This window comes from Rhizobium sp. 1399, from assembly GCF_031455475.1.
Classification (GTDB): domain Bacteria; phylum Pseudomonadota; class Alphaproteobacteria; order Rhizobiales; family Rhizobiaceae; genus Rhizobium.
In genome coordinates this window covers 51942-76036 of record NZ_JAVDSU010000007.1, presented here as the reverse complement: position 1 = coordinate 76036, position 24095 = coordinate 51942, and the positions used below count along the sequence as shown (strand labels likewise).

The 24095-nt window shown below is 60.6% G+C and carries 27 protein-coding genes; 16 read left to right on the top strand and 11 right to left on the bottom strand.

Annotation, left to right across the window (positions count from 1 at the left end; genetic code table 11):
* Positions 1–10: 10 nt before the first annotated feature.
* A complete protein-coding gene (locus J2X71_RS21890; protein ID WP_310384884.1) occupies positions 11–490 on the top strand; it encodes a DUF2938 domain-containing protein in 480 nt (159 codons plus the stop codon).
* Positions 491–547: 57 nt separating this feature from the next.
* On the opposite strand, the gene J2X71_RS21885 is transcribed toward J2X71_RS21890, so the two are convergent.
* A complete protein-coding gene (locus tag J2X71_RS21885) occupies positions 548–829 on the bottom strand; it encodes a BolA family transcriptional regulator (protein ID WP_037071995.1) in 282 nt (93 codons plus the stop codon).
* 105 nt (positions 830–934) lie between these two features.
* On the opposite strand from J2X71_RS21885, the gene J2X71_RS21880 reads away from it, so the two are divergent.
* The 5 genes from J2X71_RS21880 to J2X71_RS21860 all read left to right on the top strand — a co-directional run bounded on the left by J2X71_RS21880 (position 935) and on the right by J2X71_RS21860 (position 6434).
* Positions 935–1555 (top strand): J domain-containing protein, encoded by a 621-nt coding sequence (locus J2X71_RS21880; RefSeq protein ID WP_113319712.1) that lies wholly within the window; start codon positions 935–937, stop codon positions 1553–1555.
* A gap of 313 nt (positions 1556–1868) precedes the next feature.
* Positions 1869–2861, top strand: a complete 993-nt coding sequence (gene cobS, locus J2X71_RS21875; protein ID WP_007822226.1) for a cobaltochelatase subunit CobS — start codon at positions 1869–1871, stop codon at positions 2859–2861.
* 12 nt (positions 2862–2873) lie between these two features.
* Positions 2874–4775, top strand: coding sequence for a cobaltochelatase subunit CobT (gene cobT / locus J2X71_RS21870; protein ID WP_310384881.1), 1902 nt, complete (start codon positions 2874–2876; stop codon positions 4773–4775).
* A 23-nt stretch (positions 4776–4798) separates the two neighbouring features.
* Positions 4799–5797 carry an esterase-like activity of phytase family protein gene (locus J2X71_RS21865; RefSeq protein WP_310384879.1) on the top strand — a complete coding sequence of 333 codons (999 nt, stop codon included), beginning with the start codon at positions 4799–4801 and terminating at the stop codon, positions 5795–5797.
* Positions 5798–5870: 73 nt separating this feature from the next.
* The gene (locus tag J2X71_RS21860) at positions 5871–6434 is read left to right on the top strand and encodes an AAA family ATPase (protein WP_310384877.1); all 564 of its coding nucleotides are present in this window, start codon (positions 5871–5873) and stop codon (positions 6432–6434) included.
* 181 nt (positions 6435–6615) lie between these two features.
* On the opposite strand, the gene J2X71_RS21855 is transcribed toward J2X71_RS21860, so the two are convergent.
* Both J2X71_RS21855 and rpmB read right to left on the bottom strand, forming a co-directional pair.
* Complete coding sequence (locus tag J2X71_RS21855) at positions 6616–7251, bottom strand: VUT family protein (RefSeq protein ID WP_310384875.1); 636 nt, start codon at positions 7249–7251, stop codon at positions 6616–6618.
* A 135-nt stretch (positions 7252–7386) separates the two neighbouring features.
* Positions 7387–7692 carry a 50S ribosomal protein L28 gene (gene rpmB, locus J2X71_RS21850; protein WP_113319707.1) on the bottom strand — a complete coding sequence of 102 codons (306 nt, stop codon included), beginning with the start codon at positions 7690–7692 and terminating at the stop codon, positions 7387–7389.
* A gap of 242 nt (positions 7693–7934) precedes the next feature.
* Between rpmB and J2X71_RS21845 the strand changes: the two genes are divergently transcribed.
* Both J2X71_RS21845 and J2X71_RS21840 read left to right on the top strand, forming a co-directional pair.
* Entirely contained in the window at positions 7935–8717 is a 783-nt protein-coding gene (locus tag J2X71_RS21845; RefSeq protein ID WP_113319706.1) for a DUF3108 domain-containing protein, read from the top strand.
* Between the two features lie 33 nt (positions 8718–8750).
* Positions 8751–9647 (top strand): EamA family transporter, encoded by an 897-nt coding sequence (locus tag J2X71_RS21840; RefSeq protein WP_310384871.1) that lies wholly within the window; start codon positions 8751–8753, stop codon positions 9645–9647.
* On the opposite strand, the gene J2X71_RS21835 is transcribed toward J2X71_RS21840, so the two are convergent.
* Positions 9644–10084 (bottom strand): cupin domain-containing protein, encoded by a 441-nt coding sequence (locus J2X71_RS21835; RefSeq protein WP_007822202.1) that lies wholly within the window; start codon positions 10082–10084, stop codon positions 9644–9646. The two genes, J2X71_RS21840 and J2X71_RS21835, sit on opposite strands and share 4 nt — an antisense overlap.
* A 3-nt stretch (positions 10085–10087) precedes the next feature.
* A complete protein-coding gene (gene gloB / locus J2X71_RS21830; protein ID WP_310384868.1) occupies positions 10088–10858 on the bottom strand; it encodes a hydroxyacylglutathione hydrolase in 771 nt (256 codons plus the stop codon).
* Between the two features lie 54 nt (positions 10859–10912).
* Between gloB and J2X71_RS21825 the strand changes: the two genes are divergently transcribed.
* The 4 genes from J2X71_RS21825 (at position 10913) to J2X71_RS21810 (ending at position 14233) form a co-directional block, all read left to right on the top strand.
* Positions 10913–11689: a class I SAM-dependent methyltransferase gene (locus J2X71_RS21825; protein WP_113319703.1), complete on the top strand. Its 777-nt coding sequence runs from the start codon at positions 10913–10915 to the stop codon at positions 11687–11689.
* 99 nt (positions 11690–11788) lie between these two features.
* The gene (gene hisC / locus J2X71_RS21820) at positions 11789–12886 is read left to right on the top strand and encodes a histidinol-phosphate transaminase (RefSeq protein ID WP_310384865.1); all 1098 of its coding nucleotides are present in this window, start codon (positions 11789–11791) and stop codon (positions 12884–12886) included.
* Positions 12865–13809 carry a prephenate/arogenate dehydrogenase family protein gene (locus J2X71_RS21815; RefSeq protein ID WP_310385462.1) on the top strand — a complete coding sequence of 315 codons (945 nt, stop codon included), beginning with the start codon at positions 12865–12867 and terminating at the stop codon, positions 13807–13809. Before hisC ends, J2X71_RS21815 begins: the two co-directional genes overlap by 22 nt.
* A gap of 4 nt (positions 13810–13813) precedes the next feature.
* The gene (locus J2X71_RS21810; protein WP_310384863.1) at positions 13814–14233 is read left to right on the top strand and encodes a GNAT family N-acetyltransferase; all 420 of its coding nucleotides are present in this window, start codon (positions 13814–13816) and stop codon (positions 14231–14233) included.
* Here the strand turns inward: J2X71_RS21810 and J2X71_RS21805 are convergent.
* A complete protein-coding gene (locus J2X71_RS21805; protein ID WP_310384862.1) occupies positions 14230–15246 on the bottom strand; it encodes a DUF2125 domain-containing protein in 1017 nt (338 codons plus the stop codon). The genes J2X71_RS21810 and J2X71_RS21805 overlap by 4 nt on opposite strands.
* A gap of 50 nt (positions 15247–15296) precedes the next feature.
* On the opposite strand from J2X71_RS21805, the gene J2X71_RS21800 reads away from it, so the two are divergent.
* Complete coding sequence (locus J2X71_RS21800; protein ID WP_310384860.1) at positions 15297–15830, top strand: gamma-glutamylcyclotransferase; 534 nt, start codon at positions 15297–15299, stop codon at positions 15828–15830.
* Between the two features lie 80 nt (positions 15831–15910).
* Here the strand turns inward: J2X71_RS21800 and J2X71_RS21795 are convergent, their stop codons facing one another.
* The 4 genes from J2X71_RS21795 to ftsE all read right to left on the bottom strand — a co-directional run bounded on the left by J2X71_RS21795 (position 15911) and on the right by ftsE (position 19253).
* Complete coding sequence (locus J2X71_RS21795; RefSeq protein WP_310384858.1) at positions 15911–16708, bottom strand: 1-acyl-sn-glycerol-3-phosphate acyltransferase; 798 nt, start codon at positions 16706–16708, stop codon at positions 15911–15913.
* An 89-nt stretch (positions 16709–16797) separates the two neighbouring features.
* A complete protein-coding gene (locus J2X71_RS21790) occupies positions 16798–17511 on the bottom strand; it encodes a YdcF family protein (RefSeq protein ID WP_310384855.1) in 714 nt (237 codons plus the stop codon).
* Between the two features lie 67 nt (positions 17512–17578).
* Positions 17579–18526: a cell division protein FtsX gene (locus tag J2X71_RS21785; RefSeq protein WP_405049741.1), complete on the bottom strand. Its 948-nt coding sequence runs from the start codon at positions 18524–18526 to the stop codon at positions 17579–17581.
* Positions 18527–18593: 67 nt separating this feature from the next.
* Positions 18594–19253 (bottom strand): cell division ATP-binding protein FtsE, encoded by a 660-nt coding sequence (gene ftsE, locus J2X71_RS21780; RefSeq protein ID WP_007825071.1) that lies wholly within the window; start codon positions 19251–19253, stop codon positions 18594–18596.
* Between the two features lie 206 nt (positions 19254–19459).
* Between ftsE and J2X71_RS21775 the strand changes: the two genes are divergently transcribed.
* From J2X71_RS21775 to J2X71_RS21765, 3 genes are all read left to right on the top strand, one after another.
* Positions 19460–20125, top strand: a complete 666-nt coding sequence (locus J2X71_RS21775; RefSeq protein ID WP_310384851.1) for a hypothetical protein — start codon at positions 19460–19462, stop codon at positions 20123–20125.
* 111 nt (positions 20126–20236) lie between these two features.
* Complete coding sequence (gene hpt, locus J2X71_RS21770; RefSeq protein ID WP_007825075.1) at positions 20237–20779, top strand: hypoxanthine phosphoribosyltransferase; 543 nt, start codon at positions 20237–20239, stop codon at positions 20777–20779.
* Between the two features lie 119 nt (positions 20780–20898).
* Positions 20899–21258, top strand: a complete 360-nt coding sequence (locus J2X71_RS21765; RefSeq protein ID WP_310384849.1) for a response regulator — start codon at positions 20899–20901, stop codon at positions 21256–21258.
* Positions 21259–21313: 55 nt separating this feature from the next.
* Here the strand turns inward: J2X71_RS21765 and J2X71_RS21760 are convergent, their stop codons facing one another.
* A complete protein-coding gene (locus J2X71_RS21760; protein WP_310384847.1) occupies positions 21314–23947 on the bottom strand; it encodes a TIGR02302 family protein in 2634 nt (877 codons plus the stop codon).
* Positions 23948–24095: the final 148 nt, after the last annotated feature.

Here is a 24095-nt window from a genome sequence, read left to right as displayed (position 1 = left end):
AGGATCTGACATGTTCGACATTCTCTGGCGATCCGTCGCCATCGGCATCGGGGCAACCGTCCTCATGGATATCTGGGCGATCATGCTCGCAAAGCTCGGCGTGACGCCGTCGCCGAACTGGGCGCCAGCCGGCCGCTGGTTCTGGCATCTCGGCAAGGGCAAGGTCTGTCACGATAATATCGCTGATGCCGCGCCCTATGCCAACGAGCTGGCGCTCGGCTGGATCGGCCACTACGCGGTCGGAATCCTCTACGGCATTCTGCTGGCGATCTTCGTCGGCCCGGCCTGGTTTGCCGCGCCGACTTTCCTGCCGGCCTGGGTTCTCGGCATCGTCACCGTCGGTGCGGGCTGGTTTCTGATGCAGCCGGGTCTTGGGCTTGGGTGGGCGGCTTCGAAGACGCCGAACCCCACGAAGGTCCGTGTGCTCAATCTGCTCGCCCATACCGTCTTCGGTTTCGGGCTTTACGCGACGGCGCTCATTATCCGCTAGAGCAATTCACGCAAAAGTGCGCAGCGGTTTGTGTCCGGAATTGCGTGAAAGCAAGCGCTACCAGCGCGTCGGTTCGCCTGGCGCTGCCGGCTCGACGGCCAATGCGTGAAGCCCGGCATCCAGCTCGGGCTTCAAGAGGTCGGTGATCGCCCTATGCCGTTGCAGCCGAGACATGCCGACGAATTTTGCAGAGACGATGCGAACGCGCATATGCGTCTCGCCGGTGCCCGTGATGTCCGGTTGGTGGCCGGCATGCAGATGGCTCTCGTTGATGACGGAGAGGCGTTCGGGTGCGAAGGTCGCCTTGAGCTTCTCTTCGATGCTGGTCTGGAGTGTCATCACGGGGTCTTCTGAGTTCATGAAAAAGGTTCCCACCAAGCCAGCAACATTCCCGTTTGTCAATTCTTGTTGTCAGCAGTCAGCAGCCCCATAATTAGCGCCGTCATGAGACTTGATTCCAAATACTTCGATCGCATCCGAACGCGCCGCAGGCGAGAGCAGGAGCCCGAACAGGCGCCTCCAAGCTGTCAGTGGGACGGCTGCGACAAAAAAGGCACGCATCGCGCTCCTGTGGGACGCAATGCGGAAGGCCAATTCTTTTTGTTCTGTTTCGAGCACGTCAAGGACTACAACAAGGGATACAATTATTTCTCCGGCCTCTCGGACGGCGAAATTGCGCGCTACCAGAAGGAGGCGATCACCGGTCATCGCCCCACCTGGACGGTCGGCGTCAACAAGGATGCCAAGAACAGCCCGCTGCACGCCGAAGTTCGCTCCGGCGCCTATTCGCGCGTGCGTGATCCGTTCGGTTTCGTGAAGGAAGGTAGCGGCAAGGGCAGCGGCCCGCGTTTCCCGCAGGCCCGCAAGCTGAAATCGCTGGAAGCCAAGGCTTTCGATACGATGGGACTTGCGGCGAACGCCACTTCCGCGGAGATCAAGAGCAAGTATAAGGAACTGGTCAAGAAGCATCACCCCGATGCGAATGGCGGCGATCGCGGCTCGGAAGAGCGTTTCCGCGCCGTCATCCAGGCCTATCAATTATTGAAGCAGAACGGTTTTTGTTAATTCCCGTCCTTGCTCTTAAGCTTCAATCGGGTATGGTCCACATCGGCTGAGGCCGCAGGCAATCGCGGCATACATATTTGCGCGTTTTCCCGACATCGCCTCTGCCGACCTTCCGGACGCGGCGTTTCTTGTCCGGGACTCTTTCAAGAATGCTCGCAAGCGGTCATTATCCCGCCGAGGTTTCGTTTCAGTCCCGGAGAAGTGTCGCCGACGTTCCGACTCTTGGAGAACGCGGAAAAGATACTGCGGCGCCATGGTTGCGCAATGGCTGAGATAGTGTGGTCGGGTGGCCGTCACCCGCCTTGGAGACATGATGAGCAAGATTGACCTTGATATTTCCGAACTGCCCGACACCACCGTTTCGGTCCGGGAGGTCTTCGGCATCGATTCCGACATTCGTGTGCCCGCCTACAGCAAGGGCGACGCCTATGTTCCGGATCTCGACTCCGACTATCTCTTCGACCGCGAGACGACGCTCGCGATCCTCGCCGGCTTTGCCCATAACCGACGCGTGATGATCTCCGGCTACCACGGCACGGGCAAGTCTTCGCATATCGAGCAGGTTGCCGCGCGCCTCAACTGGCCTTGCGTGCGTATCAACCTCGATAGCCATGTCAGCCGTATCGATCTCGTCGGCAAGGACGCGATCGTCGTCAAGGACGGGCTGCAGGTCACCGAATTCAAGGACGGCATCCTGCCCTGGGCCTATCAGCACAATGTCGCGCTCGTCTTCGACGAATATGATGCCGGTCGCCCGGACGTGATGTTCGTCATCCAGCGCGTACTGGAATCCTCCGGCCGCCTGACGCTGCTCGACCAGAGCCGTGTCATCCGTCCTCACCCGGCCTTCCGCCTGTTTGCGACCGCCAACACGATCGGTCTCGGCGATACGACGGGTCTCTATCACGGCACGCAACAGATCAACCAGGCACAGATGGACCGCTGGTCGATCGTCTCGACGCTGAACTATCTGCCGCACGACCATGAAGTAAATATCGTCGCCGCCAAGGTGAAGAGCTTCGGCAAGGACAAGGAAGGCCGCGATACGGTTTCCAAGATGGTCCGTGTTGCGGATCTCACGCGCGCTTCGTTCATGAACGGTGATCTCTCCACGGTCATGAGCCCGCGTACCGTCATCACCTGGGCCGAGAATGCCGAGATCTTCGGCGATATCGCCTTCGCCTTCCGCGTCACCTTCCTCAACAAGTGTGACGAGCTTGAGCGTCCTCTGGTGGCCGAGCACTATCAGCGCGCCTTCGGCGTGGAACTGAAGGAAAGCGCGGCCAACATCGTGCTGGGGGCTTGAGGCCAGTCGATCATGGCATCTCGTGGTGACAATTCGAAAGCAAAGCCTGGTGCGCCCGTCGATGTCGAGCCGTTGCGGCGGGCGATAACGGGCTGCGTGCGCGCAATCGCGGGCGATGACCAGGTCGAGGTAGCCTTCGCCAATGAGCGTCCCGGCATGACGGGCGAGCGCATTCGTCTGCCGGAGCTTTCCAAGCGTCCGACGGCGCATGAGCTGGCGGTGACGCGTGGCCTTGGCGATTCCATGGCACTGCGTATCGCCTGCCACGACGAGAGGGTCCATTCCAGCATGGCGCCGCAGGGCTCGGATGCCCGGGCGATCTTCGACGCTGTCGAGCAGGCGCGCGTGGAATCGATCGGTTCGCTGCGGATGGAAGGCATGGCTACCAATCTGCGTTCCATGACCGAGGAGAAGTACGCGAAGGCGAATTTCACCGGCATCGAACGGCAGGAAGATGCGCCGATCGGCGAAGCCGTTGCGATGATGGTGCGCGAAAAGCTCACCGGCCAGAAGCCCCCGGCTTCGGCCGGAAAAGTTCTCGACCTGTGGCGTTCCTTCATCGAAGACAAGGCTGGCAGCGAGCTCAACAATCTCACCGGTGTCATCAACGACCAGCAGGCCTTCTCGAAGGTCATCCGCAATATGCTTTCGGCCATGGAAATGGCCGAGGAATATGGCGATGACGACAGCGATCCTGACGCCGATGATCAGTCCAACGAGGATGATCAGCCGACGGGCGACGAGCAGAACGAAGATGAGGTCGACGAGGATGCCGGCAGCGATGCGGCGCCTGTCGAGGACAGCGAAGTCTCCGACGAGCAGATGGAGGACGGCGAAACCGAAGGCGCCGAAATCTCCGACGATGACATGATGGAAGAAGGCGACGACGATTCCGAGACGCCGGGCGAAACCCGCCGTCCGAATACGCCATTCGCCGATTTCAATGAGAAGGTCGATTACCACGTCTATACGGAGGAATTCGACGAGATCATCACGGCCGAAGAGCTGTGCGATGCCGCCGAACTGGAGCGCCTGCGCGCCTTTCTCGACAAGCAGCTGGCGCATCTTCAAGGCGCTGTCGGCCGTCTTGCAAACCGCCTGCAGCGCAAGCTGATGGCGCAGCAGAACCGTTCCTGGGATTTCGATCTCGAGGAAGGCTATCTCGATACGGCGCGACTGCAGCGCATCATCATCGACCCGACGCAACCGCTCTCCTTCAAGATGGAGCGCGACACGCAGTTCCGCGATACGGTCGTAACATTGCTGATCGACAATTCCGGCTCCATGCGCGGCCGGCCGATCACGGTTGCCGCGACTTGCGCCGATATCCTGGCGCGCACGCTGGAGCGTTGCGGCGTCAAGGTGGAGATCCTCGGCTTCACGACGAAGGCCTGGAAAGGCGGTCAGGCACGCGAGAGCTGGCTTGCCAATGGCAAGCCGCAGACGCCCGGCCGTCTCAACGACCTGCGCCACATCATCTACAAGTCGGCCGATGCCCCGTGGCGGCGCGCGCGCACCAATCTCGGCCTGATGATGCGCGAAGGCCTGCTCAAGGAAAACATCGATGGCGAGGCGCTGATCTGGGCGCATAATCGCCTACTGGCGCGGCGCGAGCAGCGCCGCATCCTGATGATGATTTCGGATGGTGCGCCGGTCGATGATTCCACGCTTTCGGTCAATCCGGGCAATTATCTGGAGCGGCATCTGCGCGCCGTGATCGAACAGATCGAGACGCGTTCTCCGGTCGAGCTTCTGGCAATCGGCATCGGCCATGACGTGACGCGTTACTATCGCCGCGCCGTGACGATCGTCGATGCGGACGAGCTTGCCGGCGCCATGACCGAGCAGCTTGCCGAATTGTTCGAGGACCATGCCGCACAGCCGCGCGGTGGCCGCCTGCGCCGCGCTGGCTGATACAGTCTTGGGGAAACATCCGCATGGCGTTTGAAAACCTGTCTCGCGCGGCTCTGGTCGTTCTTGGCCTCGCGACAGGCTTGTCAGGCGCTCATGCGGGCGAGCCTGCGAAGATCATCAGCCGCAAGATTTCGGATTTTCATATAGGTCGCAACGAAAGCCGCTTCGGCCCCTTGGAATTTATCGGCGGGCTGGAGATGGTGTCGAGCAACTCCCTCTTCGGCTCGCTTTCCTCCATCCGAATGCGCCCTGACGGCAACAGTTTCGTCGGCGTGCTCGATACCGGGCACTGGCTGACGGGCAGCATCGAGCGCGATGCCAAGGGCAGGCTGTCCGGTCTTTCCGGTGTCGAGATCACGCCGATGCGGGACCGTGTTGGCCGGACCTATGAAGGCAAGGGGCGCATGGATGCCGAAGGCCTCGCACTGGATGGCGACCGGATTCTTGTTTCCTTCGAGCAGGACCATCGCGTCGATGTCTATCCGAACCCCGGTTTTCTCGACTCGCGATCCTTGTCGACGGTCGGGATCCTCATTCCCCGCGACGAGATGCGGGCAAACCGCGGCATCGAAACCGTTGTCGTAGCCCCCGCCTCGAGCCCGCTGAAAGGCGCGCCCGTAATCGTGGCGGAGCGTAGCCTCGACGAAGACGGTAACCGGCTTGCGGCTATTCTGGCCGGGCCGCTGAAGGGGCAGTTCACCGTCGAGAAGGATGGCAGCTTCGATGTGACTGACGGTGCCTTCCTGCCGGGTGGCGACCTGTTGCTGCTGGAGCGGCGCTTCAACATGGCCGAAGGTATCGGCATGCGCATTCGCCGCATCAAGGGAGCAGACATCAAGCCCGGCGCCATCGTGAACGGCGAGCTGCTCGTCGAGGGCAACTTCAATTACAATATCGATAATATGGAAGGGCTCGATGCCTTCCAGGCAGCCGATGGCACGACGCATATCATCCTGGTGTCGGACGACAATCACTCCATCCTGCAGCGCAATCTGATGCTGGAATTCCGGCTGGCCGATTGAGCGGCCTTCGGACGGCTGTCATAACTCTGCGCTATGCGGACCATCCCTTTCGATACCAGCCTTTGAGAGTTGTATGATGCGCATCCATATCACGGGAGCCTCGGGCTCCGGCACGACCACGCTTGGCCTGGCGCTGGCCGAGCTGCTCGACATCCGTCATCTCGATACAGATCATTTCTTCTGGATGCCGACCGATCCGCCCTTCACGACGCAGCGCGAGGTTGGAGCGCGTATCGCGATGCTCAGGCAAGAAGCGCTGCCCGAGGCCGGCTGGGTGCTTTCCGGCTCGGCGATAAAATGGGGTGCGGAATTCGAGCCACTATACGATCTGGTGGTCTTTCTGAGGATCGATCCCGTTGCGCGTATGGAGCGCATCCGCAAGCGCGAGGAGGAGCACTACGGCGAGAGGATCAGGCCCGGTGGCGACATGGCGGTGAAAAGCCGCGAATTCATGGAATGGGCAGAGAGCTACGATACCGCGGGACCGGAACGCCGAAGTCTCGTTGGGCATGAGGAGTGGCTGAAGACGCTGACGAGGCCGATTTTGCGGCTCGATTCATCACGGCCTATCGATGAACTCATCGCGGAGGTGCTGAGCCACCCGGCGGTCATTGCAGGGCGCCTTCAGTCGTCGTGAGATCTGCAGTTGGCGTTGCCATCGGTCGGTGCGGGCTGGCTGCAGTAAGGTCTGCAGCCAGCCCGTCCAGCATTCATGATCAGAGCGTTTTCCTGGGTCGCTCGACCAGAAATGATCGCCATCCAGGCGAAAGGTGGGGAATGCGAGGATTCCGATCCGAGGGCGGATTGTGGGACGGTATTTACCGTGCCGCAGCGGACGGCACCGGGCGCAGCACGTTCATGAGTGCGCCATAGGGCAGCAGCATCACCAGGCCGACAAGCATCTTCACCGAGAAATCACCGAGCGCCCAAGAGATCCAGCGCGGAGCTTCCGTGGAGAGGATGCCGAAGATCGGCGCATTTTCCAGCGCGAAGGGTTCGTTCGGGCCGAGGAAGATGAAGAAGGCGGCGAAGGACAGCGAGAAGAACATCACCGTGTCCAGCGCCGAACCGATCAGCGAGCCGACGAGCGGTGCGCGCCACCAGGCCTGACGACGCAGGCGGTTGAAGACGGCGATATCGAGAAGCTGACCGGCGAGATAGGCCGCGCCGGAGGCGATCGCGATACGCGGAACCGAGGTGAAGAAGGAAAGGGCGACACCAACGACAAAGCCGGCGAAAACCACCTTACGCGCAGCCTGCGGGCCGAACTGGCGGTTCGTCAGATCGGTGATCAGGAAGGCGATCGGATAGGAGAAGGCGCCCCAAGTGAGAATGTCGGCGAGATTGATGCCGGCAACCGTCGCGTTCAGCGGAAACTGGACGAGGAAGTTGGAGGCGACGACGACGAGCGTCATCAGCGCGACATAGATAAGGGTATAACGGGTCGTCAGCATTTTTTTATCCTGGGTGATGCCACCAGTTCGAGTAAAAGTTTCAGGCTGGAACTAAGGCCAGCCTTGCAAAGCAAAAGGCTTGTCCGGGTATTATCCGTGCAAGCCTTTTGAAACTTTTGAAGACCGAGGCCGAGCTTAGGCAGCAGCAGCAACTGCTGCTTCGGCGGTCTTCTTGACGATCTGACGACGCAGCAGGCGAGCGCGCATCGAAAGTTCGCCTTCATTTGCCTTCAGCAGGAAGGCATCGAGACCGCCACGATGCTCGACGGAACGAAGAGCAGCAGCCGAAACGCGAAGACGGTAACGCTGGCCGAGCGCGTCGGAGATCAGCGTAACCTGGCACAGGTTCGGGAGGAACCGGCGCTTGGTCTTGTTGTTGGCATGGCTGACATTGTTACCAGTCAGGACTGCCTTGCCGGTCAATTCGCACATGCGGGACATGGAACACCTATTTCTTGTTTTTCTCGGGCCATTGAATGACAATCCGGCAACAACCGGCTGCGCAATCCATCAGACCATGATTGGAAAGTTGCGGTTCTATAGTCAGGCAGCCCGCGCGCGTCAAGCCAAACCTTGGCCTTTCCCGCAATTCTGTCAAAAAGCTGCTGTTTTCTTCGCAATGCGGCAGGAGTATAGACCGCAGTGCAAGGGCGCAAGCGGTCCGGCAAGACAAGGCTCTCACCATGGCTCATCTGGGCAGACGGATTTTAGTTTCGGCATTCGCGGCGCTTCTGGCCTTGCCGGCTGGTGCGAGCGAAGTACAGCACCGCACGGAGTACAAGGTAGCCCTTGCCGGCCTGACGATCGCGCGGGCTGCCTTTCTCACCAAGATCGAAGACGATCACAGCTACAAAATCGACGGTGACATCAAATCGGCCGGGCTTGCCGATCTCGTCACCGATATCCTGGCAAAGACCAGCGTCACCGGGGTGGTACGCGACGACCGGCTGCAGGCGGCAAAATATGTCCTCTATTACAAGACCGGCAAAAAAGTTCGCACCTATGAGGTCAGCTACCGTAACGGCAATATCGTTTCGGCCACCACGACACCGGAGCCGCGCCGGCCGAAGGAATGGATTCCGGTAACACAGGGTGATATGCGCTCTGTGCTCGATCCGATTTCGGGGCTGATCTTCACCGGCGATACCGATGTCTGCTCGCAGAAGCTGCCGATCTTCGATGGCGAGACGCGCATGGACCTCGTGCTTTCACCGAAAGGCGACGAGGATTTCTCGACCGATGGGTTCAAAGGCAAGGCGACTGTCTGCGGCGTGCGCTTCATTCCGCGCTCCGGCTACAAGAAGGGCCGCAAGGATCTCGTCTACCTCAGCAAGAGTAACCGCATGGAAATCTGGTTTGCCAAGGCGGCGGCGGCAAATGTATATGCTCCGGTCTATGTCCGCATTCCCACGGAATACGGGACGGTGACGATCACGGCTGTGAAGTACAGCAGCGTGAATAGCTGACGGAGCCTTCGTAAGTCTCCGCGAGGGGGATGGGTGAAGCTTCGGGCAACGTTGATCGGTTTTACGGCCATTCTGATGTGGTCGTTCCTGGCGCTCTTTACGGCTGCCTCCGGCAAGATGCCCCCGTTCCAGCTTTCGGCCATCTGCTTTGCCATCGGTAGCATTCCCGGCATTCTCGTACTCATTCTCAACCCGTCGCGGATCGCGCTCCTGAAGCAGCCGGCAAAGGTCTGGATCACGGGCATTGCCGGCCTGTTCGGCTACCATTTCCTCTATTTCACAGCGCTCAGGAATGCGCCCGCCGTCGAGGCGGGATTGATTGCCTATCTCTGGCCGTTGCTGATCGTCGTCGGTTCGGCACTGCTGCCGGGCGAGAGGCTGCGCTGGTACCACATCGTCGGCGCTCTGGCCGGTCTGTGTGGCACCTTCATGATCGTCGGGCGCAACGGAATCGATTTCGACGGCGCCTATGCCGTCGGTTACGGGGCGGCCTTCCTCTGCGCCTTCACATGGTCGGGCTATTCGCTGCTGACGCGGCGTTTCGATGCCGTCTCCACCGATGTCGTTACTGGCTTCTGCCTTGCGACATCAGTGCTTTCGCTGCTCTGCCATCTGGGGCTTGAGACCACGGTCTGGCCGGAGACGAGCTTCGAATGGCTTGCGGTGGTTGGCCTCGGTCTCTTTCCGGTGGGAGCTGCCTTCTATGCCTGGGATCATGGGGTCAAGAACGGCGACATCCAGATCCTTGGTGCCGCAAGTTACGCCGCGCCGCTGCTTTCGACACTGATCCTGACTGTTTTCGGTATTGCCGAGCCGAGCTGGCGCATCGCGCTTGCCTGTCTGCTGATCACGGGCGGTGCAGTGCTTGCGGCACAAGAGATGTTCCGCCGCAAGCCACAGATGCAGCCGGTCGCGGCGGAGCAGGCCTAGATAATACCGGGCTTCCAGTCCGGCGGCGCCATCTCGAATTTGGAAAATTCAAAGCCGGGCGCCACCGTGCAGCCGACCAGCGTATAGTCGCCCAGGGTTTCGGCCGATTGCCACCAATTGGCAGGGATGATGGCCTGCGGCCGCTCACCGCCGGCAATATCCGTGCCGAGCTTCAGCGTCTCGCTGTGGCGGCCATCTCCCGAGCGATGCAGTGCGAGCGGCGCGCCGGCATAGTAATGCCAGACCTCTGCCGCATCATGGACACGGTGCCAGTGCGAGCGCTCTCCTCTTGCGAGCAGATAATAGATCGCCGTCGAATGGCCGCGTTCGCCGCCATTGATGTCGCGGAAGGTCTGTGCATACCAGCCGCCTTCGGGGTGCGGCTGCATGCTAAGCTCGCGGATGATCTCCTCGGTGGTGAGTTCTCTCCCGGCCATGTCCTAGAAATTATCCTTGCGCTTGCGGATTTCGGCGAAGACCTCTTCATTGGTCTTGCCTTCCATCAGCAGATTGCGGCGGACGGCGGGATCGGCCGCGCGCAGGAAGGGGTTGGTTTCCTTTTCGAGCGCCAGCGTCGTCGGAATGGTGAACTTACCATCGGCCCGCAGTGCCTCGATCTCCGCCGCGCGGCTCTTCAGGCGCTCATTGCCGGGATCGATCGTAACCGCAAAACGGGCGTTGGAGAGCGTATATTCGTGGCCGAAATAGACGGCGGTCTCATCCGGAAGAACGGCAAGCTTCTGCAGCGAATGCCACATGTCGGCGGCGGGGCGTTCAAACAGGCGGCCGCAGCCGAGCGCAAAGAGCGTATCAGCAGCAAAGAGGAGCTTGTCGTCGGCGAAGTGATAGCAGATGTGGCCGGCAGTATGGCCGGGCGTTTCGATGACGTTGACCGTATGATCGCCGAAGAGGAAGCTGTCGCCGTCGCCCACCGTCTTGTCGAGGCCGGGAATCGCCACCGCTTCGTTGACCGGGCCGATAATCTCCAGGCCGTACTGTTCCTTCAGCGCCAAGTTGCCTTCCACGTGGTCGATATGGTGATGGGTCGTGAAGATATGGGTAACGTTCCAGCCACGGCGGACAGCAGCAGCTTCCACGGCTGCTGCATCAGGCGCATCGATTGAGGCGGTCTGCCCGGTTTCCGGGTCATGGACGAGAACACCGAAATTGTCGCTGCGGCAGAGAAAAACTTCTAATTCCAAAGGTTTCATCGCTCAAATAGTCCCTTATCCCTCGTACTGACCGGGAATGTAGAGGTTCCGGCCTTGAAGTCCAACCGGTCACTGATAACATTTGTCTTAATGCACGCCGATATCGTCGACCTTCGCCAATTCTATCATTCCGAGCTTGGGCACATGGCCGAGCAGTCGATTGCCATGGCGCTGTCGTCGCTCTGGGTGCGCCTGCCGCAGGAGCGACTTGTGGGCATTGGTTATTCCGTGCCCTTCCTTGACCGGTTCCAGGCTGATACGGAACGCACCTTCGCATTCATGCCCGCTGGACAGGGGGCTGTGAACTGGCCTGTCGGTTCGCTTTCTTCCACCGCATTGATCTTTGACGAGGAATTGCCGCTGCCGGATTCTTCGATCGACCGGGTGCTGATGGTGCATTCTCTGGAATTTGCCGAGAGCCCACGCGAGACGTTGAAGGAGCTCTGGCGGGTGCTGGCGCCGGGCGGACGCCTCGTTATCGTCGTACCGAACCGCCGTGGTGTCTGGGCGCGCATGGAGCATACGCCTTTTGGTTCGGGCCGGCCCTATTCGCGCGGCCAGCTGACCCATCTGCTGCGCGAGACCAACTTCACGCCAGGCGCCACAGCCGAGGCGCTGTTCTTCCCGCCGTCGAAACTGCGTGCGGTGCTGCGCTTGCGTCGCGGCTTCGAGCGGATCGGCCGCACGCTCTGGCCGGCTTTTTCCGGCGTCATTATCGTCGAGGCGCAGAAGCGGCTTTACCAGGGCCTTCCTGTTGCCGCGCGTGCTTCACGCCGCGTTTTTGTACCGGTCCTTGCGCCGCATGGTGTGCCGACCACACGCAGCCGCTAAGCGCTGCAGCACTCGACAAAATCGCCATTCCGCTTTAATTGCACTCAAGTCTTTCGCTGGCTTTCCGGCAATTTCCAAGGTCGATCCATGAGTGTTGAGATGAGCAAGCCCGTTCCGCGTCCCGGTATTCTGGATATTGCAGCCTATGTGCCGGGCAAGGAACATGCACCGGGTGTGGCCCGCGTCTACAAGCTCTCCTCCAACGAGACGCCGCTCGGCGCGAGCCCCAAGGCGATCGAAGCATTCAAGGCGGCCGCAGGCAATCTCGAGCGATACCCGGACGGTCAAGCGCACGAGCTGCGCGAGGCGATCGCTTCAGTGCACGGCCTGAACCCGGCAAACATCCTGTGCGGCAACGGCTCCGACGAGCTGCTCGGCTTGCTCTGCCACGTCTATCTCGGCGCCGGCGACGAGGGCATCATCACCGAGCACGGATTCCTCGTTTATAAGATCCAGATCATGGGCGCGGGTGCGACGCCCGTCGTGGTCAAGGAAAAGAACCACACTGTCGATGTCGATGCGATCCTTGCTGCGGTGACAGACAAGACGAAGATCGTCTTCATCGCCAATCCCGGCAATCCGACCGGCACCTATATTCCCGTGAGCGAGATTCGCCGCCTGCAGGCTGGCCTGCCGAAGCACGTCATCCTCGTGCTCGATGCTGCCTATGCGGAATATGTTCGCCGCAACGACTATGAAGCCGGTATCGAGGTGGTCTCGTCTAACGCCAATGTCGTCATGACCCGTACCTTCTCGAAGGTCTATGGCCTTGCAGCGTTGCGTGTCGGCTGGATGTATGCGCCGGTCGACATCATCGACGCCCTGAACCGGGTACGCGGGCCGTTCAACATGAATGCTCCGGCAATTGCCGCGGGCGCTGCCGCCATCCGCGACCAGTCCTTCATTCAGGATGTTGTGTCTTTCAACCAGATGTGGATCGAGAAGCTGACGAGCGCATTCGAGGCCATCGGCCTGGAGGTTACGCCATCGGTTACCAACTTCGTTCTCATCCATTTCCCCGATGTCGGCGGCAAGCGGGCGGCGGATGCCGATGAGTTCCTGACGAGCCGCGGCTATATCCTGCGCGCGGTGCGCGGCTACGGTTTTCCCAACTCGCTGCGGATGAGCGTCGGTCCAGAAGAGGCCAACCACGGCGTCATCGAGGCGCTTGGCGAATTCATGGGACGCAAGGCATGACAGCGCAGTTCAATCGCATCACCCTGATCGGTATCGGCCTGATTGGCTCTTCGCTTGCCCATGACATCAAGCGTCTGGGCCTTGCCAATGAAGTCGTCGTGGCTACACGCAGTGCCGAGACGCTGAAGCGTGCCGAGGAGCTGGAGCTCGGCGATCGCTATACGACCTCGTCGGCAGAGGCGGTAAAGGATGCCGATCTCGTTGTCGTGTCGGTGCCGGTCGGCGCCTCCGAAAGTGTCGCGAAAGAGATCGCCAGCAGCCTGAAACCCGGCGCGATCGTTACCGATGTAGGTTCCACCAAAGCGTCCGTGATCGCGCAGATGCAGCCGCACATGCCTGATCATGTGCATTTCATTGCCGGCCATCCGATCGCGGGCACGGAAAAGTCGGGCCCGGATGCAGGCTTCCCCGGCCTGTTTCAGGGACGCTGGTGCATCTTGACGCCGCTCGAAGGAACTGACGCGACAGCGCTGAAGACGTTGCGGAGCTTCTGGGAGGCACTCGGCTCCCGAGTCGACGAGATGGATGCCCAGCATCACGACAAGGTGCTTGCGATCGTCTCCCATCTGCCGCATCTCATAGCCTACAATATTGTGGGAACGGCTGACGATCTCGAGACGGTAACGGAATCGGAAGTTATCAAATATTCCGCCTCCGGCTTCCGCGATTTCACCCGTCTTGCCGCATCAGATCCGACGATGTGGCGCGACGTCTGCCTGCACAATCGTGACGCGATCCTTGAAATGTTGGCGCGTTTCTCGGAAGATCTCGCCTATCTGCAGCGAGCGATCCGCTGGGGCGAGGGTGACAAGATTTTCGAACTCTTCACCCGCACCCGTGCCATCCGACGCTCGATCGTCCAGGCAGGCCAGGATGTGGATGCGCCGGACTTCGGCCGCCCACATCCGCTGGAAAAGAAATAGTCTCATGGTGGAGATCGCGAAGCCGGGCCAGTCGGACAAGGAATGGCTGCTTCGCGAAGATCATCATGTCGGCGAGGCCTGGATTTCGCGCTGCATCGATCTCGGCGAATATCTGATCGCCCGTGAGCACGGCAAGATTGTCGGCTTCCTGCGCTTCTCACGCTTCTGGGGCAGGATTCCCTATATGGAAATGATCCGGGTGCTGGATGGCCATCGCCGGTCCGGCGTCGGCACGGCGCTGTTTCTCGCCTGGGAAACGGAGATGCGCGAGAGCGGCGCGCGTCTTTTGATGACATCAAGCGAGTGCGATGAAAGCCGTCCGCAGGACTGGCATCGCCGCAACGGCTTTTCTGAAACCGGGTCGATCGAACTGCCCGGCATCCAGACGGTGCCGGAAGTCTTCTTCCTTAAAAAACTCGATTAAACCGGCGGGATCTTGCCGAGCGGGATGAAGCCGCTCACTGTCGCATTGCCGTGATCGACGACCAGATCGACGGAAACCTTATCGCCGCCGCCGGCAAGCGCCTTCAACAGCTTGGTTGCGGTATCGACCGTCGAGGCGATATCGGGGAAGGCCTCCTTGATGCTCTTGCCCCAGGGGCCGAGTTGCTCGATCTCCAGCTTGAACTTGCCCGAGAGGAAGCCCTGTTCGTCGAAGGCGAAGGGGCCGGAAATGGTCATTACCTTGCCATCGCCGATATCGGCGACGATGCGGCGAAGCTCGCCCTGAGAGCCGTGGATGCCTTGTTCGTCGGTGCCGTCGATCATTCCGGCCTTGCCAACCAACGTCAGGTCGGCGCTGGCGGAGAATTTCGGGAAGACCTGCGGCCAGTCCTTGACGATCGCATTGGCGTTTTCGACCGAGATTGCGCCGTCAAGATCCGCTCCGTTCTGCCGCAGATGGATCTCGGCGCGGGCGGCATCGAAATTGACAGTCTGTCCGGTAAAGGAGGAGATGGCCACGGCCTTCAACCCGTCGATGACGGTCGAGGTGCGGTCGATGCCCTGCGCCTTGGTGACGAGGCTCGATTGCAGATTGTCCCATTGGGCATTGACGGTCAGGCCCTGCGCGGTGCGGATCTCGGCCGGGGAGTCGAGTTCCCAGACGATATGGCCGGGGGCATAGACCTGGGCGGCGGAGCGAAGCGCGCCGAAGGTGGCGGAGATGCCGTTCACATTATCGTCCACATCCACCTTGGAGCAGAAAAGTCCGATGCGGAAAGGAAAGCCGCGGAATTCTATATCGGAGCACTCGCCGCTTACGCCCACTTCGGCACGGGGAGCGATTGCGGTCAGAACGGTCTGTTTCAGCGCAGAGGCCGCATAGAGCCAGCCGCCTGTATAGAGTGCGATCACCAGAAGGATAGCGCCGCCCAGCAACCAGAATTTCCTGCCGCTGCTGTATTGGCCGCTGCCGGATTGGCTTGACGCTGCCATGATGTTCTCCAATGGTGAAAACGAAATCTGATTTTGATCTGGCGTGCGATATGGACGAATTTTGGGTATTTGGCTACGGCTCGTTGATGTGGAATCCGGGCTTCGAATTCGTCGAGCGGTCGCAGGCATTGGTTTATGGCTACCGACGCTCGCTCTGCGTCCGTTCTTTCGTGCATCGCGGCAGTCGCGAAAATCCCGGCCTTGTTCTCGGCCTCGACAGAGGCGGCGCCTGTCGAGGCATGGCTTTTCGCGTAGCGCCAGAGAAATGGGACGAGGTGGTCGATTATCTACGCGCCCGCGAACTCGTCACAAACGTCTATCTGGAACGGCATCTGCCGCTGCAGCTTCCGGATGGTCGCAATGCGCGGGCGGTCGCCTATGTGGTCGATCGCGCCCATGAGCAATATGCCGGCGCGCTGGATGCGTTTGCCGCCGCGCGGATCGTCAATGTCTCTGTCGGCCAGTCGGGGCCTAACGATGCCTACGTCTTCAATACGCTTGCGCATTTGAAGGAGATGGGCATTCGCGACCAGTGGCTGGAACAGGTGGTCGAGGAAGTCACGCGGCTGCGTGCGGCGGCTTAGATCCTTTCCCGGAAAGGATTTATCTCTTTGTTTTCATGCAATTCCGACGCAACCCGCTGCACGCTTTTGCTGGAATTGCTTCAAGCCATCGCGGCCTTTGCCTTGCGCAACTCGGCTAGCCGCTCTACCGCCGTCGGCGGCAGCGGCACATGCGGGTTGTGTTCGACCGTGTCGATCAGAAGCTGATCGCTGGCGCTTTCCGTCACGTCGATCAGATGGGCGAAGAAGGCGTCGGGATCCATGCCAGGCATGATGGGCGGCAGGATCTGTACCTTGAAATGACCGGGATAACGCATGGTGCTTCGGCGCGGCCAGAACAGGCCAGGGTGCATGACGATGGGTACGACCGGGAGCTTCAGATCGCGATACATGCGGGCGATGCCATATTTGTACATTGGCTCGGCACCCGGTGGGCGTCGCGTGCCCTCGGGGTAGATGATGAGCTGGCGGCCGGTGGCGAGCTCTTCCTTGGTGCGCTTCAGCACCTCCACCATCACCTTGCCGCGTGCGCCACGGTCGACCGGGATCATGCGCTGCCTCTTGGCATACCAGCCAAACAGCGGGATCCACATCAGCTCGCGCTTGAGGATATAGACCGGGTCCTTGAGGTTGGGCAGCAGCGCATAAGTGTCCCAGAAGGACTGATGCTTCGGCGCAATGATGTAGCTGCCGTCAGGCAGGTTCTCCAAGCCCTCGATCTCGAAGGTGGTGCCGACGATCACCCGCATCAGCCAGTGGTTCGAGCGCGCCCAGTTCTTGGGGACGTTGTAGGCGAGTTTGCGCGGCGCGATGAAGTAGAAGGGGGAGAGCACGATCATCCTGATGATGAGGTTGGCATAGAAGATCGTGTTGAACAGAACGGAACGCAGGGCGATCATGAAACTTTCCCGAGGCACGGTCACGTCGACCGGCCTACACGATATTGCCTGTCAGAAAAAGCGTCTGATTGCCGAAGTGCGTAAAAGCCTCAGTTCTGATCGGCCAGGCTGGCGGAGCGCAGGCCGGTATGGCGCAGGCCGAGAATGTTGCGCCCGCCTGCCAGCAGCACCTTGGCATACTCGGCCAGCATGACGCGCAAAGCATTCGGATCGGTGAACCAATCGCGTGTCTTCAGATCGGAATTGACGACGGGATAGGGAATGAACTCGATGTCGGGATCGACATAGGAGAGTTCGGCGAGGCTGCGCGGCATGTGGTAGTTGTTGGTGACGACGAGGATGCTCTTATAGCCTTTTGCATGAATCCAGTTCGAGGCTTCCTCAGCGTTGCCGATCGTATCGAGCGCATCATAGCCGATGTCGACACAGCAGGAAAAGAGATCGGCGGACCCTTGAGTCATCCTGCGGATCTGCGTCGGCGTGGTGGAGGGATGCGCACCAGAGATCAGCAGCCGCTTGCCGGCGCCTTTTTGCAGGAGTTCGACGGCTTGATCGATACGCTGGTAGCCGCCGGTCAGTACGATGATTGCATCGGCCCGCGGCTCGGCAGGAGGCTTCAGGGTCGTCACCGAATCTGCAAAGCGTAAAAAACCGCCGAAGATCAGCGCGGCGATTAACACGCAGGAAAAACCCAACCAGCGTAAGACGCGACGGATTGGGCCGCGCCGCGGCGAGACGTTCTCGGGGCTTTCAAGCTCCGGATCAGGGCGAATCGGATTGCGTGTCGTATGGCCCATCGTCATGAGTCGTGATTATACGCTGATTGCGGCGCGGAACAGACGCTTTCATGGCAAAACGGCATGGCTGCGATCAATTCACGATGCCGTCCGCACGCGTCGGATCGGAACGCAATATATCGATTTCATAGATCGTGCGCATGACGGTTAGCCGCGCCGTCAGCGTCGTCAGCAATGCGATCACGATCATCGTCGCGAAGATGCCGAGATAGCCGAGGGCGCCAACCGAAAAAGTGCCGAAAAGGGCCGTTGCCTGATCGGTCTCGGGCGTGGCGATCGTCTTGCTCTGCAAGAAGCCGGCGGCGGCGAAAAAGAGGGCGGCCAGTGCGCTGCCGATCGCCGAACCCTTGAGGCTGATTTTCAGGAAATGCTTCTGGAATTCCGTTGCGACGAACGAGCTCTCGGCGCCGACAAAATGCAACACTTCGACGATGTGGCGGTTGCCCGAGAGCACGCCACGCGTCGCAAAGACCACTGTCAGCACCATGGCGGCGAAAACGAGCAGCAGGATGCCGGTGCCGATCATGACCGTCGTACGGGCCATCGCAACCAGCCGGTCGACCCAGGTACGGTGGTCATCGAGGAAGGCCTGCGGAATGCTCTCCTTCAGAAGGTCCCGCATTGCCGCAAAGTCGGGTGGATGGCTCTCGTCAATGGTGACGATGACGAGGCGCGGCACGGGAAGTTCCTTGATGTCCAGGCCGCTGCCGAGCCATGGCTCCAGAAGGCGTGCGGTGGCGGCTTCGTCGACGATCTGACCACTCTTCGTGCCGACGAAGGTCAGCGCGATATCGCGGGCCTGGACGAGGGCCTTTTCCATGTCCAGATTGTCGTCCGGCTTGATCTGAATGGTGACTTCGCGGGAGATCTGGCTTTCCCAGCTCGCTGCCGTCGAGCGAACCATGCTGACGCCGCCGAGCGTCAGGCAGGCGAGGAAGGCCATGATGGCAATGACAACCATCAGCGCATTGCCCTGAATGTTTGATGGCGGCAGGATCGGCGCCGTGGGGCGCACGCGCATCTCTGGCCGCTTGGGCTGCTGGGCGGCGGCAGCGGCGGGCGCCTTTGCGCGGGTCCTGGTGGGCGTTTTAGTCATAAATATCGAGATGCCCTTCCGAGAGGATCATGCGGCGGGCTTCCACCTGGTCCATCAGCGAGAGATCGTGGGTGGCGATCACCACTGCGGTGCCCAGACGGTTGAGTTCCATGAAGAGGTTCAGAAGGCGTTTGGCCATCGGCGGATCGACATTGCCGGTAGGCTCGTCGGCGAGCAGCACTTCTGGCCGGTCCATCAGCGCGCGGGCGATTGCAGCACGCTGTTTCTCGCCGCCTGAGAGCACCGGCGGCAGTACGTTGATGCGTTCGCCGAGCCCGACCCATTTCAAAAGTTCCAGCACATCGGTCTTGTAGGTGCTTTCATCCTTGCCGCGCACGCGAAGCGGCAGAGCCACATTCTCATAGGTCGTCAGATGGTCGAGGAGACGAAAATCCTGAAAGACGATGCCGACGCGGCGACGCAGCAGCGGCAGCTCCGGACGAGGGATTTCGGATATGTCGCGCCCGAACATGCGGATCAGGCCGCGGGTCGGCTGCAGCGACATGAAGAGCAGGCGCAGCAGCGTGGTCTTGCCGGCGCCGGACGGGCCAGTCAGAAACTGGAAGGACTTTTTCGGGATGTCGAAAGTCAGGTCCCGGAGAATTTCCGGGCCCATGCCATATCGCAAACCGACATTCTCGAAGTGGATCAACGGGGTAGCTCAGTCTTTCGTGGTTTCACCGCATGACTTGTTAACCAACACCGTTAACAGCGGGTAAATTTTGCCGGAAAGACGCCCGTTTGATGGCGATCTTTGCGAAGCATTAACCATTGAAATTTACGACTGGGCTGGATTCGTTTCAATGCCAAGATTGTCTTGGGCAGCGAAACCATGTGGACATCCGAGAGGTCGCCACCATGGAAGCATCCTCCTTCAGACGACCGGCCGCCGGCCGGGCCTATGATTTTCTGCCGCCGGAGCGGGTTATCCGCCAACCCCGGCGCATGCCGCGCAGGGATGACGTAGCCGATGCCGAATTCGTGGTCGTCGGCAAGGCGCGGCCGCAAGGTGCATCTGCCAGTGCCCGCGACGCGACCCAAAACGACAGTCGTCGTCGTAGCGTTCCGCCCAAGACGCAGCCTCCGGTCTGGCTTGCCACCGCTGCCGCGGTCTTGCGTGGCATGGAGGTCTGGCTGCAACAGGCGTCGCTTCGGGGCTTTGCGGCACTGGTGATCTCGCTCTTCGTGCTGATCTTCGGGCTTGCCGGCGGATTTTCCGGACTTTCGAAGAGTGGGGCGTCGCCGGCTACCACGCTCCATTTCTCGCATGTGACGATTACCCCGCGTGACGCTAATGGCATGCGCATCCTGCTGATCAACGGCATCATCGAGAACGAAAGCGGCGTGACACAACAGGTCAAGCCGATCCGCGCCGATCTTGTCGCCGACGAGCGATTAACCGCCAGCATCGTCATCGCGCCGCCGACGGATGCCATTTATGCCGGCCAGAGCCGCGGCTTTTCAGCCCGCGTGCAGCATGCCGGCGGTAAGGTGCCGGAGGTCCGGCTTTCGTTCATGCCTTGAGCGCCGAGACGCGTTTTTGGATTGATCGATGGGAAAAACCTGTCTCCTCGGGGTGTTTCGCCGGAATTAATGTGCTAACGGCTTACCCTTCATTTTACGGAGCAAGCCCTTATGCCTGTCGTGCGCGGAAAAAACATCGAGCCGCTCTTCACTGCCGAGCAGATCGCCGAGCGCAATCATTCCATGGCGCAGGATATCGCCGCCGGCCCGACGAAGGACCTGCTGGTCATCGCCGTGCTCAAGGGCTCCTTCATTTTTGCGGCCGACCTGCTGCGCGCTTTGCATGATACCGGCCTTGCTCCCGAGGTCGAATTCATCACGCTCTCGAGCTATGGCGCGGGCACGGTTTCGCAGGGCGTGCGGATCGTCAAGGATATCGATAGTGACGTTAAGGACCGTGACGTTCTGCTGATCGACGACATCCTCGAATCCGGCCGTACGCTGCGGTTTGCCAAGGAACTGCTCTATGAGCGCGGCGCACGCAACGTCACCATCGCCGTGCTGCTCGACAAGCGGGTCAAGCGCAAGGAAGAGCTGGAAGCAGACTATGTGGGCTTCGAGTGCCCCGACTATTTCGTCGTCGGCTACGGCATGGATGTCGCCTATGCTTTCCGCGAGCTGCCCTTCGTCGGCGTGGTTACCGGTGACGCGTAAGGCGGCCTGCTTCAAGACGGCTTGTTAACCATTCCGTCGATCCGCCTGGCGTGTTTACCGATCGCAAAGGAACGGCGTGCGATCTCCGTCGCGGGGCATGACGACGGAGCAATGCACAGATGGCAAAAATTCTGATCACGGAAGACGAGGATTCCCTTCGTACTTTCGTAGCCCGGGCACTACGCCTTGACGGTCATGAGACCGATGAAGCCTCCGATGGGGCGGAAGGGCTGGAAAAGCTGAAGGGCGGCAGCTACGACCTGCTGCTTTCAGATATCCGTATGCCGGTCATGGACGGCATCGAACTGGCGCATCAGGCCAAGGACGCCTTTCCGGCGCTGAAAATCCTGCTGATGACGGGCTATGCCGAACAGCGCGAACGGGCCGACGACCTCGCCGAAAAGATCATCGATGTCGTGCCGAAGCCGTTCGCCTTGCCAGACATCCGCAAGGCCGTGGCACGGGCGCTAGTGGCTTGACGTTTATGGCCCGGGCGTGCCTCCAAGGCACGCCAAAAGCCTCATCCTCCCAGCATCACTGAATATCCAGCAGCCGTTCGAGATATTGTCGCTCGATCGCCTGGGTCGGATTGTTGCCGAGCTTTTCGCGGATAGCGTCCAGAATCTCTCGGGCGCGCTGAACGTCGATCTCGTCGGGTATCTTCACATCGTTGTTCATGTCCGGCCCGAGGTCGGTCTGGCGCGGGCGGCCGAGCGGATCGCGGCCGTTCTGGTTGCCCTGGCCGAGCTGGCCGTTCGGGCCCTGCTGTCCTTGTTGACCCTGCTGGGCCTGCATCATCTGGCTCATCATGTCACGTGCGCCCTGTCGCAAGGCTTCGAGAGCCCGGCCCTGGCCTTCCACTGCGCTGCTGCCGTTGCCCTGGCCGAGATCACGGCCGGCACCTTCCATCTCGCGCTGTGCCTGACCGAAGCCTTCGCCCGGCTTCATACCCATATCGCCAAGGCTCTTCTGCAGTTCCTGCAACTGCTTGCCGAGTGCATCCTGCTGGCCACGGAGCTGCTTTAACGCTTCGCGCAGTTGCTCGGCCGTCATCTGGTCGCCGGGCTGTTGGCCTTGCTGCTCCTGCTGGCCCTGCTGTTGTTGTTGCTGGCCTTCTTCGCCCGGCATCATGTCGTCCATGTTGGGATCGCCGCGCTGCATGCGGTCGCGAAGCTGCTGGTCGAGGCGGAAAGTCTCGTCCATCAGCTTCTGCTGGTCGCGCAGGATCTGGCCAAGCTTGTTCATCTGCTGCGTCAGCTGGCTGTTTTCCTGCTGCTGGCCGCGCTGCGGACGGGCCGTCTGCAGGTTGTTCATCAGCCGCTGCAGGTCGGAGAGCATCTGCTGGGCGGCATCGCGATTGCCGGAGCGTGCCAGGTTTTCGATCTGGTCCATCATGCGCTGCAGATCCTGCTGGCGCAGGAAATTCTGGGCATTCTGGTTCGGCTGCATCGGCATGTTCTGCAGGCGCTGGGCGAGCTCGTTCATATAATCCTGCATCGCCTTGCGCAGCTCATCCATCAGTTTCTTGATTTCGGCATCAGGAGCATTGCGGTTCAGCGCATCGGCAAGGTTCTGCTGGGCGTCGCGCAGTCGCCGTTCGGCCAGCGAAAGATCACCTTCCTCGATGCCGAGGGCGATGTCCCAGAGATATTGGGCTGTATCCTTGAGCTGCTCATCACCCTTGGCGAGCTTCATGCGGGTCAGCGCGGACTCGATCAGCAGGTAATGGGTGGTGTTCGGGATCGTCTCCTCGGGCCGGATCGTCAGGGCTTCGTTGAGCGCGATCGCCTCGGGCATCTTGCGGGTATCGAGAGCGAAGGTCTGGCGCTCTTCGGCGACAGCCGCAGCCAGCGGCTCGCTGAACGGACGCGACGGCATGATCATCTCATAGGGCGGGCTGCGGCCCGTTTGCCCGGCAGCATCCTTGGCGACGAGGGTGATGCGCACGCGTTTGCCGGCCAGCGGATGTTCGGTCAGGTTCTTGCTCGTCAGGCCCTTGCCGTCACGCGCGTTGCGGCGGGGAATGTCCAGCCGGAATTCCGGCAGCGGGTAGAGCGGTGTTGCGGCCGGATCGGATTCGACCGGCACGATCTCGGCATGAGCCTCCTGCACGCCGTAATCGTCTTTCACCGTGAAGCCGATTTCCAGCGCGCCGTTGACGGCGCGGCGCGGCATGCCGTCGAAGGCGATTTCCGGCGCCTTGTCGGGCAGCACGTCGAAATTCCAGGTGCGGCCGTTTGCCTGCAGTGCGCCATTCTCCTCGAGCTTCATGATGTGCGTCTGCGCCATCAACTGAGGTGCGACTGGAGCGCCCGAAACCTGTTGGGCATCGGCATTTGTGGCTGGCTGCTGCGGCCGGGTGTCTTCCTGAACAGCGATTTCCTGGCTTTCGCCATTGGCCTTCCTGAAGAGCACCTTCTCGGCCGATTGGCCGCCGCTGACGCGCACCGTCAGGCTGGAAAACTGCGGAACACCGATCGGCGCCTGTTCACTGCCATCGGCCGTCAGATAGATCGGCGCGCGGCCGGTATAGGAGGGCGGGGTCACCCATGCGTCGACACGCACGGCCGGATTGCTCGTAACCTGTGCAGGTGCAGGCTGAAATGCATCGGCGACAGAGCCGCCGTTGATGGACAGCGAATAACCGAAGGCGGTGACAACAAGCAGCGCTGGAATTGCACGCAACGCGAAGCGGTCGTGCCGGGCGATATCGGGTCGCGGCAGGCCGGCGTCCAATGTCGCGATCTTCCGCGCCATGCGGGTCTGGTGTTCACGCCACAAGGCGCGGGAGAAAGGCGTATCGAAGGCGGGCTCATCCTCCTGCACCATAACCGGCTGATGCGGCAGGCCGTTACGCTCTTCCAGCATGCGGTCGGCATCGACAACCTGTGGCCAGCGAAGATTACGGAACGGCAGCAGGGAAACAAGGAAGCCAGCGGCAAAGGCGATCAGCAGGAGGATGCGCAGCCAGTCCGGTACAAAGCGGAAGAAGCCGAACCAGGAGACCGAGAGATAAATCGCGATGACAGAAAGGGCGGGCACCAGCAACGGAAGGACCTGCTCGGCAAAAAGCACGATCCGGGCCAGGAAACGCTTTGCCGCCACCAGCCGCGCAAGAGAGGGTTGAAGCGCGAATGCGCCTTTCTTCTGCCTTGCGGGGCTTGTCATCAATCCGGTCTCCGCGATCTGGTGTTCAGGGAACAGAGGGCGCTTCCGGCGATTGCTGGGCAATACGCTCACGAAAGAAAAGGATAACACTCTTTGTGGCGAAGGCGAGGGCGAGCACCCGTCAATACCGGTTTTTCGCGTGTGGTCG